Annotated in this window: 10 protein-coding genes; 6 read left to right on the top strand and 4 right to left on the bottom strand. The window is 66.6% G+C overall.

Annotation, left to right across the window (positions count from 1 at the left end; genetic code table 11):
- Window positions 1-48: 48 nt before the first annotated feature.
- The 4 genes from NFU08_RS17120 to NFU08_RS17105 all read right to left on the bottom strand — a co-directional run bounded on the left by NFU08_RS17120 (window position 49) and on the right by NFU08_RS17105 (window position 5,312).
- Window positions 49-1,488: a dicarboxylate/amino acid:cation symporter gene (locus NFU08_RS17120; RefSeq protein WP_251424851.1), complete on the bottom strand. Its 1,440-nt coding sequence runs from the start codon at window positions 1,486-1,488 to the stop codon at window positions 49-51.
- 252 nt (window positions 1,489-1,740) lie between these two features.
- Entirely contained in the window at window positions 1,741-3,426 is a 1,686-nt protein-coding gene (locus tag NFU08_RS17115; RefSeq protein WP_251424849.1) for a DUF885 domain-containing protein, read from the bottom strand.
- Window positions 3,427-3,495: 69 nt separating this feature from the next.
- Window positions 3,496-3,732 (bottom strand): acyl-CoA carboxylase subunit epsilon, encoded by a 237-nt coding sequence (locus tag NFU08_RS17110; protein WP_251424847.1) that lies wholly within the window; start codon window positions 3,730-3,732, stop codon window positions 3,496-3,498.
- Window positions 3,729-5,312 carry an acyl-CoA carboxylase subunit beta gene (locus NFU08_RS17105; RefSeq protein ID WP_066274540.1) on the bottom strand — a complete coding sequence of 528 codons (1,584 nt, stop codon included), beginning with the start codon at window positions 5,310-5,312 and terminating at the stop codon, window positions 3,729-3,731. The genes NFU08_RS17110 and NFU08_RS17105 overlap by 4 nt, the downstream gene beginning before the upstream one ends.
- Before the next feature lie 223 nt (window positions 5,313-5,535).
- Between NFU08_RS17105 and NFU08_RS17100 the strand changes: the two genes are divergently transcribed.
- The 6 genes from NFU08_RS17100 to NFU08_RS17075 all read left to right on the top strand — a co-directional run bounded on the left by NFU08_RS17100 (window position 5,536) and on the right by NFU08_RS17075 (window position 16,609).
- The gene (locus NFU08_RS17100) at window positions 5,536-6,423 is read left to right on the top strand and encodes an NAD(P)-dependent oxidoreductase (protein WP_251424845.1); all 888 of its coding nucleotides are present in this window, start codon (window positions 5,536-5,538) and stop codon (window positions 6,421-6,423) included.
- Window positions 6,424-6,497: 74 nt separating this feature from the next.
- On the top strand, window positions 6,498-7,406 hold the full coding sequence (locus tag NFU08_RS17095; protein ID WP_251424843.1) for a biotin--[acetyl-CoA-carboxylase] ligase: 909 nt from the start codon (window positions 6,498-6,500) through the stop codon (window positions 7,404-7,406).
- Window positions 7,399-7,998 (top strand): PH domain-containing protein, encoded by a 600-nt coding sequence (locus NFU08_RS17090; protein WP_251424841.1) that lies wholly within the window; start codon window positions 7,399-7,401, stop codon window positions 7,996-7,998. Before NFU08_RS17095 ends, NFU08_RS17090 begins: the two co-directional genes overlap by 8 nt.
- Window positions 7,988-9,112, top strand: coding sequence for an adenylate/guanylate cyclase domain-containing protein (locus NFU08_RS17085; RefSeq protein WP_251424838.1), 1,125 nt, complete (start codon window positions 7,988-7,990; stop codon window positions 9,110-9,112). The genes NFU08_RS17090 and NFU08_RS17085 overlap by 11 nt, the downstream gene beginning before the upstream one ends.
- A gap of 316 nt (window positions 9,113-9,428) precedes the next feature.
- Complete coding sequence (locus NFU08_RS17080; protein ID WP_251424836.1) at window positions 9,429-15,554, top strand: Ig-like domain-containing protein; 6,126 nt, start codon at window positions 9,429-9,431, stop codon at window positions 15,552-15,554.
- Window positions 15,555-15,637: 83 nt separating this feature from the next.
- Window positions 15,638-16,609, top strand: a complete 972-nt coding sequence (locus NFU08_RS17075; RefSeq protein ID WP_188809275.1) for a MoxR family ATPase — start codon at window positions 15,638-15,640, stop codon at window positions 16,607-16,609.
- Window positions 16,610-16,622 lie beyond the last annotated feature (13 nt).

Here is a 16,622-nt window from a genome sequence, read left to right as displayed (position 1 = left end):
AACCGTTGGGTTCCCGGGGACTTCTTTGTGGTGGGTGAGCAGGGGCCTTTAGGCCTTCGCATCCTCAAGGTGGCGCGGAGCGGTGTCCGTGGTGGTGCCGTCCTGGGGAGCGGCGTCAGCGTCGAAGCTGTCGTCGACAAACGGTGTGCCGTTGCGGGGCGCGTTGTACAGGTGCTCGTCCAGGATGCCCTGGCGCTTGGCCACGATGGTGGGAACCAGGGCCTGGCCGGCCACGTTGACCGCGGTGCGGCCCATGTCCAGGATCGGATCAATGGCCAGGAGCAGTCCGACGCCGGCCAGCGGCAGTCCCAGCGTGGACAGCGTCAGCGTAAGCATCACCACGGCGCCGGTGGTGCCGGCCGTGGCGGCGGAACCAAGCACGGCAACCAGGGCGATCAGCAGGTACTGGGTGAAGTCCAGCTGGATTCCGAAGAACTGGGCCACGAAGATGGCTGAGATCGCGGGGTAGATTGCGGCGCAGCCGTCCATCTTGGTGGTGGCTCCCAGCGGCACGGCGAAGGAGGCGTAGGCGCGGGGAACGCCCAGGCTGCGCTCGGTGACGCGCTGGGTCAGCGGCAGGGTGCCCACGGAGGAGCGGGAGACGAAGGCCAGCTGGACGGCGGGCCACACGCCCGAGAAGTACTGCTTGACCGAGAGGCCATGGGCGCGGACCAGGATGGGGTACACCGCGAAGATGACCAGAGCCAGGCCAACATAGATGGCGAAGGTGAACTTGCCCAGGGAACCGATGGTGTCCCAGCCGTAGACGGCAACGGCGTTGCCGATGAGGCCCACAGTGCCCAGCGGGGCGATCCGGATGATCCACCACAGCACCTTCTGGATGACGGCCAGCGCCGAAGCGTTCAGGTTCAGGAAGGGCTCGGCAGCCTTGCCTACCTTGAGTGCGGCAACACCGACGGCGATGGCGATCACGAGGATCTGGAGCACGTTGAAGCTGACGGAGGTGGTGACCGCGCCGGATTCGGCAACGGTGGAGCTGGCGCCGAGTCCCAGGAAGTTCTTGGGGAACAGGCCCACCAGGAAGGCCCACCAGTCACCGGACTTGCCGGAGTACTTGGCTTCCTCTGAGATGCCGGTGTTGGCACCGGGCTGCAGCAGGACACCCAGGCCGATGCCGATCAGCACGGCGATCAGGGACGTGATGGCAAACCACAGCAGGGTGTTCCAGGCGAGCTTGGCGGCGTTGGACACCTGGCGCAGGTTCGAGATGGAGCTGACCACCGCGGTGAAGATCAGGGGTACGACGGCGGTCTGCAGCAGCGACACGTAGCTTGAGCCGATGGTCTGCAGCGTGGCGCCAAGGGCATTGGGGCTGGCCTTGATGCTGCCGGTGTACTTGGCCAGCAGGCCGAGGCCGAGCCCGACGATGAGGGCGGCGATGATCTGGAAGCCGAACGAGCCAGCCCATTTGGGCAGCTGGAAGCCGGTCTTTCCTGCGGGGGGAGGGGTGCTTGTCTGAGTGCTCACCCGAATACGCTAAGGGCCATTCGCATACCACGGCGAACGAACATTTAGAAATATTACGTCCCCCAAGTTTCCACCGAAGCCAAAAATCCTTGTGAGGACAAGGGTTTCAGCCCCCTATGTTAAGTATTCCCGGTCCGGGTGTGCTAACATCTCGCGCAGCGGCGGCAACGAGGGGCCCGTCCGGCAGCGCGCGTCAGAGCGACGAAGGAGCAGCGCGCCGAGGACGGGCCCCTTGGGGCCGCGAACTCAGAGCTAAGAAAGCAGTGCCCGCCTGAGCGTGTCGAGCCCGACTGAGCCGATGTTGAGTGCCCTTGTGTGGAACTCCTTGAGGTCGAACCCGGGGCGTGCCTCGAGTTCCGCGCGGATCTGTTCCCAGAGCCGCTGGCCCACTTTGTAGGAGGGTGCCTGGCCCGGCCAGCCCAGGTAGCGCGTGAACTCGAAGTTGAGCTGTCCTTCGCTGATGGGCAGGTTCTCCTTCAGGAACTCATAGCCTTTGTCCGGGGTCCAGGTGCCGGAGCCCCAGCGCCCGGGGACTTCCAGCTCAAGGTGGACGCCGATGTCGAACACCACGCGGGCGGCCCGCATCCGTTGCATGTCCAGCATGCCCATATGGTCGCCGGGATCGTTGAGGTAGCCCAGTTCCTGCATGAGGTTTTCCGCGTACAGCGCCCAGCCTTCGCCGTGGCCGGAGGTCCAGCAGACGTTGCGCCGCCATTTGTTCAGCAGTTCGCGGCGGTAGGTGGCGGTGGCCACCTGGAGGTGGTGGCCCGGCACGCCCTCGTGGTAGACGGTGGTGGTTTCGGCCCAGGTGGTGAAGGTGTCCTCGCCGGCGGGGACGGACCACCACATGCGGCCGGGGCGGCTGAAGTCATCCGAGGGGCCGGTGTAGTAGATGCCCCCTTCGTCGGTGGGCGCTATCAGGCATTCCAGCTTCTTCATGACGTCCGGGATGTCGAAGTGGACGCCGGCGAGTTCGGCCACGGCTTTGTCCGAAAGCTCCTGCATCCATTCCCTCAGCGCCTCCTTTCCTTTCAGCTGGCGCGCGGGGTCGTTGTCCAGGATCTCCTTGGCCTCGGCGATGGTGGCGCCGGCCTTGATGGTGTCCGCCACTTGTTCCTGCCGTGCGATGAGCCTGTCCAGTTCCTCCACGCCCCAGGCGTAGGTCTCTTCCAGGTCAACCGTCGCGCCAAGGAACGAGCGGGAGGCGAGGGCGTAGCGCGCCCTGCCCACGGCGTCCTTCTGGGGCGCGGCGGGCAGCAGCTCCGCGCGGAGGAACTCGGCCAGCCCGGCGTACGCTGCCCGGGCGGCGGCAGCGCCGGCGTCGAGCTCTTCCTGAACGGCGGCGGGCAGCGGCCCGGCGGCCGTGGCTGCCCCTGCCGCGAGCTTCGCAAAGAAGCCGTCCCCGGCGGCGTACTTTGTGACCTGCTCAATGACGATCCTGACCTGGCGCACCGCGGCGACCCGGCCGGCGTCCTTCGCCTGGCGCAGGGATTCGGTGTAGCCGGCGATGGCTGCGGGAACGTTGGACGCGCGGCCGGCAATGTGCTGCCAGTCCTCCACGGTCTCCGTCGGCATGAGGTCGAAGATGGCGCGGATGTCCTGGGCCGGGGAGGCGATGTTGTTCAGGTCGGCGTAATCCCAGCCCGAGGCGTGGATCAGCAGCTGCAGGCCCAGCCGCTCCTGCATGGCGTCGAGCGTCACGGCGTCAACATCGTCCTCCGGCTCGAGGCCTTCGAGGTCGGTCAGTGCCTTGCGCGCGGCCTCTGCAAATTCGGCAATGCCGGCGGGGGAGAAGTCCTGGTATTCGGTTTCGTGCCCGGGGACGCCGAGGGTAGTGGCGAAGGACGGGTTGAGCCTGATGAGGGTGTCGGTGTAGTCATCTGCGACGGCGTCGATGCGGGTATGCGGGCGGGCGGCAGGAGAGGTGTCTGTAGTCACCCTCAGAGACTAACGGCGCTGCGGCTCTTCCGGACAGGCCCACGCCGCCGGAGCGTGCGGCAGGCCCCGCTAGCCGCGGCTCCGCTTCCACGCGCCGGGACCCGGGGTGGGGTCCAGTCTCAGCTGCTGGCGGCGGACCCAGTGCCGGACCGGCGGCTTGTCCGTCCCGGTGTTCTGGACGCCGCCCAAGGAAAGCACGACGGCGGTCAGCGCCGCCAGCTCCTCGGCTGTCGGCTGCCCTTTCACTACTGAGAGGAGGGGCGTGGCGGGTGCGTTGTTGTCGCCAGCAGGCTCGGTGGGGGTCACAGCGGAATGTTCCCATGCTTCTTGGTGGGGAGGCTGGCGCGCTTGTCGCGCAGGGCGCGCAGGCCCCTGATGATCTGCAGCCGGGTTTCGGAGGGGGCGATGACGGCGTCAACGTACCCGAGTTCCGCCGCCTGGTAGGGGTTGAGGAGCTCCTCCTCGTACTGCCGGATCACTTCGGCGCGCCGTGCCTCGACGTCGCCGCCGGCCTCCGCCACCGCGGCGAGGTCGCGGCGGTACAGGATGTTGACGGCGCCCTGGGCGCCCATGACGCCGATCTGGGCGGTGGGCCAGGCCAGGTTCAGGTCTGCGCCGAGTTTCTTGGAGCCCATCACGATGTAGGCGCCGCCGTAGGCCTTGCGGGTGATCACGGTGAGCTTGGGAACAGTGGCCTCGGCGTAGGCGTACAAAAGCTTGGCGCCGCGGCGGATGATGCCCTGGAATTCCTGGTCCTTGCCGGGCAGGAAGCCGGGCACGTCCACCAGGGTAATGATGGGAATGTTGAACGCGTCGCAGTGCCGGACGAACCGGGCGGCCTTTTCCGACGCCGCGATGTCCAGGGTGCCGGCGAACTGCAGGGGCTGGTTGGCAACGATGCCCACCGTATGGCCTTCCACCCGGCCGTACCCGATCATGACGTTTGGCGCGTACAGGGCCTGCATTTCCAGGAAGTGGCCGTCGTCCACGATCTGCTCAACCACCGTGCGCATGTCATAAGGCTGGTTGGCGGAGTCGGGGATGAGCGCATCCAGGGCGAGGTCGTCGTCGTCGAGTTCCAGTTCCTGGGTGTGCTCCAGTACGGGTGCCTCGGACAGGTTGTTGGACGGCAGGAAGTCCAGCAGTTCGCGGACGAACTCGATGGCGTCCCCTTCGTCGGAGGCAAGGTAGGTGGACGTTCCCGTGGTGGCGTTGTGCTGCCGGGCGCCGCCGAGGGTTTCCATGTCAACGTCCTCGCCGGTCACCGTCTTGATGACGTCCGGGCCGGTAATGAACATGTGGGAGGTCTTGTCCACCATCACCACGTAGTCGGTGAGGGCAGGGGAGTAGGCGGCCCCGCCGGCCGAGGGGCCCATGATCAGGGAGATCTGCGGGACGACGCCGGAGGCGTGGACGTTGTTGCGGAAGATGTCCGCGAACATCGCCAGGGAGGCCACGCCTTCCTGGATACGGGCTCCGCCGCCGTCGAGGATGCCGACGACGGGGCAGCCGTTGCGCAGCGCAAACTCCTGCACCTTGACAATCTTTTCGCCATTGACCTGGCTGAGCGAGCCGCCGTAGACGGAAAAATCCTGGCTGTAGACGGCCACCAGGCGGCCGTCCACGGTGCCGTAGCCGGAAACCAGGCCGTCGCCCAGCGGCTTCTTCTTCTCCATGCCGAACGCTGTGGATCGGTGCACTGCCAAGGCATCGAACTCCACGAACGAGTCCTCATCCAGCAGGAGGCCGATGCGCTCCCGGGCGGTGTTCTTGCCGCGGGCGTGCTGCTTTTCGATGGCTTCGGGGCCGGAGGGCTGTTCGGCACGCGCCTGGCGGTCGCGGAAATCGGCGATCTTTCCCGCTGTCGTTGTCAGATCGTGGCTCATCAAGTGTCTCCGGCTCTGTAGCAGATTGATTCTGTGGTGCTGAGTTTGCTGGCCGGCAGTTGTGCAGGGTTTTAAGTAGCTTCCACACAAAAGACGAACCCTGCTGGCAAGTCTAGTGACGCTTCCGGCCGCCGCAGCTGTAGGGAACCTACAATTTTCTGCGCCGCGATCACCAGCAATGTCATGTTACTCGCCAGTAACTTAGCTGCGTTAGAGTGGTGCCATGACTTCGAGCAATGATGCTTTGCACGCCCCCGCAGGCCCCTACCGGGCCGCCGCCTCCCTCCACGGACGGACCCTCGTGATCTCCGGCGGAAGCCGCGGCATCGGCCTGGCGATTGCCCTCCGTGCGGCCCGGGACGGCGCCAATATCGTCCTGATGGCCAAGACCGGGGAGCCGCATCCCAAGCTTGCCGGGACCGTCTATTCCGCCGCCCGGGAGATCGAAGACGCCGGCGGACAGGCGCTGCCCCTGGTGGGGGATGTCCGGAACGATGACGACGTGGCCCGCGCCGTCTCCTCTGCGGTGGAGAACTTTGGCGGGATCGATGCCGTGATCAACAATGCGTCCGCCATCGACCTCTCCCGCACCGACGACGTGGACATGAAAAAGTACGACCTCATGCAGGACATCAATGTCCGCGGGACGTTCCTGCTGTCCAAGCTGGCGCTGCCTGCGCTGCGGTCATCGGACAGTGCCCACATCCTCACGCTCTCGCCTCCCCTGAACCTCGATCCCCACTGGGCAGGAAAACACCTTGCCTACACCATGGCCAAGTACGGCATGAGCCTGACAACCCTTGGACTCGCCGAGGAACTGAAGGCGGACGGTATCCGGGTGAATTCGCTGTGGCCGTGCACCCTGATTGATACGGCGGCCATCAGGAACATGCCCCACGGGGAAAGCATTGCCCAGGCAGCGCGCGGCCCGGAGATCATGGCGGACGCGGCCCACGCCGTGCTCACCGGCAGCAACCTGGAAAGCAGCGGCCGGCCCAGCGGGAATTTCTACACGGACGAGGCAGTGCTCACAGCTGCTGGAGTCACTGATTTCCGGCCGTACAGCCTGGGGGCTCCGGAAGACCGCCTGGTGCCGGATATTTTCCTGTAGCCGGCCCTCCGCCGGTCCCGCAGGTGCCCCGGCTGCGGGCAGCCGGGACCGGGCCGGGTCGGTAGAGTTTAGGTATGGATGACGCACATGCCCCCGGTACGCCGCTGAACCGGAGCGACCTCGCGGACCAGGACTTCCTGTCCGCCACCGGCATCGCACGGCTCGAGGTGGTGGACTCCACCGGGTCCACCAACGCGGACCTGCTCCGGTCGGTGGCCGTGGAGCCCTCGGCGTGGCCGGACATGTCGGTGCTGTCGGCCGAATACCAGACGGCGGCCCGGGGACGCCTGGACAGGCACTGGGAGGCGCCGCCCCTGAGTTCCGTCTCCGTTTCGGTGGTCCTGAGGCCCGCGAACGCGGAAGGCAGGCCGCTCCCCACCCAAAGCTATTCCTGGCTGTCCCTCATCGGAGCCCTGGCGCTGCGCGAAACCCTGCTGGAGACGGCCGGCCTCCCCGCGGAGCTGAAGTGGCCCAACGACGTCCTGGTGCGCGGAAAGAAGATTGCCGGAATCCTGGCCCAGCTGGGTCCCATGGTGGACGGCTCAGTGCCGCCCGTCATCCTTGGAACCGGCCTGAACGTCACCCTCCGGGAGGAGGAACTCCCCGTGCCCACCGCCACGTCCGTGGTCCTGGAGGCGCCGCGGACAGCGGACCGGACAGAGTTGCTGAAGAGCTACCTCTCGCACTTTGCCGTTCTCTACCGCAGCTTCTGCAATGCCGACGGCGATCCCGCGGCGGGCCTGGCCGGCGGCCCGTCGCTGCACAAGCGCGTGGAGGCCGTCATGACGACGCTGGGCAAGCAGGTGCGGGCGCAGCTTCCCGGCGACCACGAAATCATTGGCCACGCATCCCGGCTCGACGAGTACGGCTCACTGCTGGTGGTTGACCGGGATTCCCGCGAGCACGTGGTAACCGCCGGCGATGTGGTGCACCTGCGTCCGTGGACCTCCCCGGATGCTTCCGGCCAGGGCGGATATGCGTAAAGGCCTCGTCCCGGGCGAGCAGGTGATTGTCACCACCCGCCCGCAGCCGAGGAAGCTGGCGGGGGCAGCCGCAGCCTTCATACTCTCACCGGCACTTGCCGCCTTTGCTTCGGCGTGGGTGGTCCGCGGGGAAGCGGTGAGGGTCATCCCCGGCCTGGAGGCGCGGTGGACGCCGGCGCTGGTGGCCGGATGCATCCTGGCGGCGGCCGGCGTCTGGCTGGGTTACTGCCTGCCCCGGCTGCTGCGGTGGCAGGGCACCCGGTATACGCTCACCAGCCGGAGGCTCATTTCCAGGTCCGGCCTGGTGCGGCGGCAGGACCAGCAGGTGAACCTGGCATCGGTGCGCCACCTGACTGTCCACGAGTCGGTACTTCAGCGCCTGTTGCGCTCCGGGAATATATCCTTGGAAACCGGGTATCAGGGCGTCGTGACTTTCCGGGACGTGCCGGAGGTTGCCAGGTTCCGGGATTTCATCCTTGACGCCCTCGAGGAACTGCCCGACGAACGCGAAGGCCAGTCCGGCGGGGCGCTCGATTACCCTGCCGGGGCATTGCCATGGGAACTGAGAGAAGGTGGACGGGATGAACGATGAGGACCAGCAGGACCGCGTGGACTCCATCACGCCCCCGCCCGCGATGGACGCCCACCCCGCCACGGGCACCATGTCAGCCGAACGGCTCGCCATGAAGGCGCTGGAAGCCCGCCTCCTTGGCGGCGAACGCAAACTCCGCCGTCGTGAAGTCGCCGCCGGCGCGGGGCTGTCCCTGCTGTCCGCCCGCAAGCTGTGGCGCGCCCTGGGCTTTCCCAACTTCGGCGACGAGGACGTTGCCTTCACCGAGCGGGACCAGGCCGCCCTCTCCACCGTGGTGGACCTGGTGCGCTCCGGCAAGCTGACGGAGGAGGCCGCCATCTCCGTCACCCGCTCCATCGGCCAGATGACGGACCGGATGGTGGTGTGGCAGATCGAAGCCCTGGTGGAGGACATGGTCCACGAACAGGGGGTCACGGACGCTGTGGCGCGCAAGCGGCTGGTCAACGAACTGCCCGCACTGGTGGACGCCCTCGAGGAAATACTGGTGTATTCCTGGCGGCGCCAGCTCAATGCCGGCGTGCAGCGGCTCGCCGTCCGGGCGGAGGCCGGGCTCCAGGCCAGTGAAGAAGGCCGGGAAGGCGATGAGGACGACGCGCCGCTGCCGCTGGCACGCGCCGTCGGTTTCGCGGACCTGGTCTCCTACACCAGCCTGTCCCGGCGCATGAACGAGAAAACCCTCGCCCGCCTGGTCCAGCGGTTCGAGAACAAGTGCGCGGAGATCATCTCCGTCGGCGGCGGCAGGCTGGTGAAGACAGTGGGGGACGAAGTCCTGTACATCGCGGAAACCCCCGCTGCCGGCGCTGAGATCTCCCTTGCCCTGGCGCAGGCCTTCACGGAGGATGAAATCCTTCCCGAAGCGCGGGTGGCCATGGTGTGGGGAAGGATCCTGTCCCGGCTTGGGGACATCTACGGGCCCACGGTGAACCTGGCGGCGCGGCTTACCACCCTGGCCGACCCCGGGACGGTGCTGGTGGACTCGATGACGGCCTCGGCCCTGGAGCACGACGAACGGTTCGTACTGGAGCCCCAGCCGCCCGAAAACGTCCGAGGTTTCGGCGAGATCCGCCCGGTGCGCCTGGAGCGCGGTCTGGGCAAGGGGCTTGTGCTGGACTAGCACGCCTGATTCTTCAGGCGGAGGGACCAGCCTTAAATAGTTTCTCCAGTTGTTGGTCAATCACGGTATAGTCGGTGCGGCGGCGAAGGACGGCAACCTCCCGTGGGCAGGGCTCCCCATCGCGGCCGCATGTGGCCGTGGGTATGCTTGCCACCGGGCAAGTTACCTTTGCCGGCACTCGGCGCCACGCGTGGCCGGGTGTTATTCATGTCGGGTCTCGGCTGCTTCCTGCCAGGAGCAGCACAACATCAAGGTCCGGGCGAGTCCCGGCCGGACAGCTGCCTGCGGCAGCGGTAATTTCAGGGGATATCAAGCTGTGACAAGTCTGCTGGGGAAACTTGGACTGAATCGGCGCCACAAAAAAATGGTGACGGGCACTGCTTTCAGTGCCGCTGCTGCTGTTGTGGTGACGGGGGCAATTCTGTATCCGGGGTTCAAAACCACCGAGGTGGAATTGAACGACGGCGGCGTGTGGGTGGTGTCCAAGTCCAAGAACGCGGTGGGCCGGCTGAATTATCCTTCCCGGGTGCTTGACGGGGCGGTGACGCCGGCGTCCACGACATTCGACATCCTGCAGGACGCGGGGGATGTGTTCGTTGACGACGAGACCGGGTCAACATTGAACCAGGTGTCGCCGGCGAACATGCGGCTGGGCGGCGACAAGCAGCTGCCGGGGTCCGCGGATGTGAGTTTCGGATCCGAGGTGATCTCGGTGACCGACGCAGCGTCAGGCAAGGTGTGGGCGGTGTCTCCGTCCACGGTCAACGGTTTTGACGAGGAAGCCTCCGAGCCCGTCATGGTGGGCTCAGAGGGCATTGTCTCGGCGGTGGGGGAGGACGACCGGATCTATTCGGCGGATCCCAAGTCCGGTGCGGTGACGGTCACCGGTGTTGACGCCAACGGGGAAGTAACGTCCTCGGAGTCCGAGACCTGGGCGGACCTTAAAGGTGCAGGGGACCTCCAGATCACGGTGGTGGGGGATAAACCGGTGCTTCTTGATGCGGCGGCGGGAAGGCTGTTCCTGCCCGGCGGGAAGCGTCTCCAGGTGGAGAACGCGCGGGATGCGAAGTTGCAGCAGGGCGGGCCGGGCAGTGATTTCGTGGCGGTTTCGACTCCCAAGGCGCTGTTGAAGCAGCCGCTGGACGGGTCCACGGCGAAGACGGTGACGTTCGACGGCGAGGGTGTGCCGGCTGCCCCTGTCCAGCTGGGCGGGTGTGTGCATGCGGCGTGGTCGGGGGCGAACAAGTATGTTCGGGACTGCGTGAACGATGGCGATGACAAGAACGTTGACGTGCCCAAGGCGAGCGCCTCGCCGTCGTATGTTTTTCGGGTGAACCGTGACCTGGTGGTCCTGAACGACGTGAACTCGGGCAACGTGTGGCTGGTCAACCAGAACATGCAGCTGGTCAACAACTGGGACGACGTCGTCCCGCCCAAGAATGAGTCCGACGAGCAGGACCAGGAGTCCGCGGACAACAACACCATCAACGTCCTTCCGGACCGCACCAAACCCAACCGTCCGCCGGAAACCAAGCCCGACGCCGTCGGCGTGCGCCCCGGCCGCACCACCATCCTCAGCGTCCTGGACAACGATTCGGACCCCGACGGCGACGTGCTCACCGCAGCGGTGGGGGACTCCGGACCCCAGGCCGGAAGCCTCCAGAACATCTACGGCGGCACCGCCTTCCAGATCTCCGTTCCCGCCGACGCGAAACCCGGCACCGAGACATTCAGCTACAGCGCCTCCGACGGCCGCGGCCTCTCCGCCGGCGGGCAGGTCACGCTCAGCGTGGTTGGGCCCGACGAGAACAAACCGCCGCAGTTCAAGCGCGGGGACAACACCACCACCATGCTGGTGGAACAGGGCAAGACAGTCAGCCAGAACATCCTCACGGACTGGATCGATCCCGACGGCGACGACCTGGTGCTCCTCGACGCCAAGGCGGACAACGACCAGGACCAGGTGAAAGTCCGCCGTGACGGCCTGCTCACCTTCCAGGACTCCGGCGCGACAGCCGGCAAGAAAGCCGTGGAAGTCACCATCTGGGACGGCCGGGACACCGTCACCGGGAAAGTCGTGGTCAACGTCCAGCCGCCGGGAGCCCTCGCACCCGTGGTCAACGCCGACCACGTCACTGCCGTGGTGGGCCAGGACCTGGTCATCTCACCGCTGAAGAACGACGTGGACCCTAACGGCGGAGCCCTCCGGCTGGCACAGGTGGAGGCCAACGGCCCCGCCGAACTGGGTCCCGTGACCGACGGCGGCACCTTCACGTTCCGCAGCACCACCCCCGGCCCGGTCTACCTGACGTACATCGCCAGCAACGGCCCGCAAAGCAGCCAGGGGCTCATCCGCGTTGACGTGGAATCCGGAGACGAGGCCGGTGACCCCGTCGCCGTCCACGACGTGGCGCTCATGCCCACCGGCGGCAGCGTGCTGCTGGATCCGCTGGCCAATGACTCCGACCCCTCCGGAGGCGTCCTTGTGCTGCAGTCCGTGAAACTGCCCGAGAACTCGACCGCGTCCGTCAGCGTGATCAACCACGGTGTCCTGCGCATTACCGACATCCTGGGAACCAAGGACCCGATCCTCTTCGAATACACCATGTCCAACGGGAAGAAGTCCGCCACGGGCAGCGTCTCCGTGGTCCCCGTCCCGGCGCCCGCCGTCGTGGAAGCACCCCAGCCCAAACCGGACGAGGTCAACGTCCGCGTCAACGACGTCGTCACCATCCCCGTCCTCGAGAACGACACCCACCCGCAGGGCCAGGAACTCACGGTGGACCCTGTCCTGCCGCAGGGCGTGGATCCAGTGGACGGAAAGAGCTTCGTCTCCGAGAACACCCTCCGCTTCATTGCCGGCCCGCAGCCCAAGACGGTCCGCGCCATCTATAACGCCGTGGACCCGCAGGGCCAGAAGAGCGCCGCCGCGGTCACCATCCACATCCTTCCGCTGGAAGGGGCCGAAAACTCGCGCCCGCAGCCGCGCAACCTGACCGCCCGGGTGGTGGCCGCCGGCACGGTGCGCATTCCCGTCCCGCTGGACGGCATCGATCCGGACGGCGATTCGGTCCAGCTGACCGGTATCGACAGCACGCCGGCGATGGGAACCGCTGCGGTCGGCAGTAACTTCATCGACTTCACAGCTGCCGGTGACGGCGCCGGAACCGACACCTTCCGCTACAAAGTGGTGGACCGGCAGGGCGCCGTCAACACCGGCACCGTCACCGTGGGCATCGCGCCGCGCGGGGAGGTCAACCAGAAACCCACTCCCGTGGATGACGAGGTCCGGGTCCGCCCTGGCCGCCAGATCGCCGTGGACGCCACCGGCAACGACACCGACCCCGACGGCGACCTCATCCGCATCCTCAGCGACGGCATCGAAGCCGACCCCGCGCTGCAGGCCACGGTGAGCAAAACGAGCGGCCGGATCATCCTGCTGGCACCGGAGGAAGCCGGGACCGTCAACGTCCGCTACACCATCGCTGATGACCGGGACGCTACCGCGCAGGCCACCATCCGCGTGGTGGTGGACAACGAGGTGCCCCTCAAGGCACCAGTCGCCCGCGACGACAGGGTGACCTCCGCCCAGACCATGGGGAAGACCGCTGTGGACGTCCCCGTCCTGAAGAACGACGAGGACCCCGACGGCGTCGGGGAGAACCTCAAGGTCAGCACCGAGGCCACCACCGCCCGGCCCGGGGCAGACGGCACCATGATCGTGGACCTGGCGGAGCAGCCGCAGCTCATCCCGTACAACGTGGAGGATGTTGACGGCCAGCAGTCGACGGCGGTTATCTGGGTGCCGGGCCTCGGCCAGCAGGTGCCTACCCTGGCCAAGGACGAGGTCCTCGAGGTCGTCGCCGGCCAGTCCGTGGACGTCGACCTCGACGAGTGGGTCAAGGTACGTGAAGGCCGCTCGCCGCGGCTTACCCAGACCGACCGGATCAAGCTCATCGGCGCAGACGGCGGCGACCCCGTCATCGGCGACGGTACAGGCCTGAAGTACACAGCGGGCACCGACTACGTGGGTCCCGGCTCGCTCACCTTCGAGGTCACGGACGGGACCGGTCCGGACGATCCGGAAGGCCTCAAGTCCACCCTCAGCATCCGCACCAAGGTCCTGCCCGACCCCAATAAGAACAACCCGCCGGAACTGCTGGGTGCCAACGTCGACGTGCCCAAGGGCGACTCCGCCAGCACAGACCTGGGCAAGCTGACCTCGGACCCGGACGCGGAAGACGTCGAAAAAATGAAGTACGAACTGGTGGGCGGAGCGCCTGCCGGATTCAACGCCAGCATCGACGGCAGGACCCTCAAGGTCTCCGCGGCCGACTCAAGCGGCTCAGGAACCACCTCGGCCGTCCAGGTCAAGGCGAAGGATCCCCGCGGGCTCGAGGCCACTGCCACCTACCAGCTGAAGGTGACCGCCTCCAACCGGCCGAAGCCGGTGGCCAACGACGACGTGCAGGACAACGTTGCCGCGGGCAAGCCCGTGACGGTCAATGTGCTGGCCAACGACGCCAACCCATTCCCGGAGACCGCGCTGAAGATTATTGCTGCCGCCGCGGAAACCGGCAGCGGCAACGTGGACGTAAACGGCGATTCCATCACCGTCACGCCTGCGCCGGGCTTCACCGGCACCATGGTGGTGTCCTACACCGTGGCGGACAAGACGGAGGATCCCTCGCGCCAGGCAACAGCCCGCGTCCGCCTCACCGTCAAGGACAAGCCCCAGGCGCCCACCACCCCGCAGGCGCAGAGCGTGGGGGACCAGACGGCGCTCCTGAACTGGACGGCGCCCGCGGACCGCGGCTCACCCATCACCAAGTACACCGTGTACGGCGAGGGCGGATTCCAGCAGGACTGCCCCGCCAACACCTGCACGCTCAATGGACTGGTCAACAACACCAAGTACCACTTCCAGGTCTCGGCCACCAACGAGTTCGGCGAGTCGGACCGGTCGCCTGCCTCTGCCGAGGTGCGCCCTGACGTGAAGCCAGACACCCCGCTGGCGCCGTCGATGAAGTTCGGTGACAAGGAGCTGTCCATCACCTGGTCCGCCCCTGCAAGCAAGGGCTCGCCGGTGAAGTCCTACGACCTGGAGATCTCACCGCCTCCCGCCGGGCAGAACGCCCAGATCCAGAACCTGACAGCAGTCAGCTATGTCTGGAAGGGACTGCAGAACGGCGTCTCCTACAAAGTCCGGGTCCTGGCGCGCAACGATGCCAAGGAACCGTCCGAATGGAGCCCCTACTCTGCAGCCGAGGTGCCTGCCGGAGTCCCGGCCACCCCTGCTGCACCATCTGCTGCGCAGGCGGGATCCGTGGGTTCGCAGAGCCAGCTGAAGGTGAGCTGGACGGCGCCGAACAACAACGGCGACGCCATCTCGGCCTACACCCTGACCACCCTTCGCGGCGGCGCGGTGGTGGCCAGCCAGCAGGTTGCCGGTACTTCGCAGAACGTGACCGTGGACAACTCGGAAACGAACTACACCTTTACGGTGTCCGCCAGGAACAAGGCGGGTACCAGCGGGACGAGCGCCCCGTCGGCGGCCATCCGGGCAGTGGGCAAACCGGGCATGGTGGGCACGCCTAGTGCCACACTGGTTGACACCGGGGGGAACGGCGGAAAGATCGATGTACGGTTCCCGGTATTGACGGCTGCCCAGCGCAACGGTTCGACCTCCGACGAGATTACGTATAAATACAGCCTGACGTCCGGCGGGGGCAGCGGCAATATCCCTGCAGGCGGCGGGATCGTGGCGGCAGCCAATGGCACCCAGACCGCCGTGGTGGTGTGGGCCGTGTCATCCCGCAGCTCCACCGCCGGGGATGCAAGCCCTGCGTCGAACTCCGTCAATCCCTACGGCCTCGCTTTCGCTCCGACCGTTACTGGCAGCAACAGCAGCGGCGTAGGGGACAGGACGGTGTCCTGGACGTGGAACCAGCCGGACGGCAACGGCCGTGCGGTGACCGGATACCAGTACAGCCTGGACGGAGGTGCCTGGCAGGATACCCAGGAGAGGCGTTTCTCCAAGACCGTGGGGTACAGCGAGACGCACACTCTCCGGGTTCGTGCCATCAGTGCCGGCCAGCCGGGACGTATTGGCAGCGATACGTCCCGCAGTGGCGCGGAACCGCCGCCTCCCGTACCCACCTCGTGGAACATCACGGCAACCCCGGTCCGCAGCTGCACCGAGCCCCGCAAGGGAACCGACAGCTACGTTGCCGGCAACCCGTCAGAATGCAACGGCGAGGGCAAGTGGCTGGACGCCGGGGCAGGAGCGACGACCGACCGTTACCAGGTCTGGTACAAGACCTCGAACAACCCCACCGGTATCTGGTACCACCTGACCTCGGGCATGGCGGCCGGAAACTGGATCCGCTGCGACACCTCGAACCTTGGGTGCAACCCGCCCAACGGCATGCCAAACCGCTAGCCCATCACCACCGACGCGACGATGGGGCCTGGTCTCCCGGGCCCCATGAAAAACCTGAAACCTTAAGTAGGAAGAGCAACACGATGACCATGACCCCCGAGCAGGCCGCCTGGTTTGCAGACACGTTCGAGAAGCTCGTTGCCAACGTGGGACAGGCCGTGCTGGGCAAGGAACACGTCATCCGGCTCACCTTCACGGCCATGCTGGCCGAGGGCCACGTGCTGTTCGAGGACGCCCCCGGCACCGGCAAGACCTCCCTGGCCCGGGCGCTGGCCGCCACCGTGCAGGGCTCCAACAACCGCATCCAGTTCACCCCGGACCTGCTGCCCTCGGACGTCACCGGCGTGACCATCTACGACCAGAAGACGCAGAAGTTCGAGTTCCACAAGGGCCCGATCTTCAACAACATCGTCCTCGCGGACGAAATCAACCGTGCCTCGCCCAAGACCCAGTCGGCTCTGCTGGAGGTCATGGAGGAATCCCGGGTCACGGTGGACGGCGTCACCTATGAAGCCGGACGGCCGTTCATGGTCATGGCCACGCAGAACCCCATCGAGCAGGCCGGCACCTACCGCCTGCCCGAGGCGCAGCTGGACCGCTTCCTGATCAAGACCTCCATCGGCTACCCGGACCACGCCTCCACCGTCCGGCTGCTGGGCGGCTCCAACCTCAAGGACCGGTCCCAGGAACTGTCCGCCGTCATCACCACCCAGGCTGTGGCAGACATGGCAGACCTGGCAGCCACCGTGCACGTGGACACCGCCGTGCTGGAGTACATCTCCAGGCTCTGCGAGGAAACCCGCAACGCTCCCGAAACCCGGCTGGGCGTCTCGGTGCGCGGTGCCCTGGCCATGGTCCGGGCAGCCAAGGTCTGGGCCGCCGGGCAGGGCCGCAACTTCGTCCTCCCGGACGACATCAAGGAACTGGCTCCCGTGGTGTGGACCCACCGCTTTGTCATGGATCCCGAAGCGGAGTTCTCGGGAGCAACCGCCGAAGCGGTGCTGACGCGGATCCTGGCGGACATCGCGGCCCCCCAGCAGCGCACCAACGCCTGACGCCCCGGCCAGG

It is taken from the genome of Pseudarthrobacter sp. NCCP-2145 (assembly GCF_023708005.1).
GTDB classification, from domain to species: domain Bacteria; phylum Actinomycetota; class Actinomycetes; order Actinomycetales; family Micrococcaceae; genus Arthrobacter; species Arthrobacter oxydans.
This window is presented reverse-complemented; position numbering and strand designations above follow the sequence as displayed.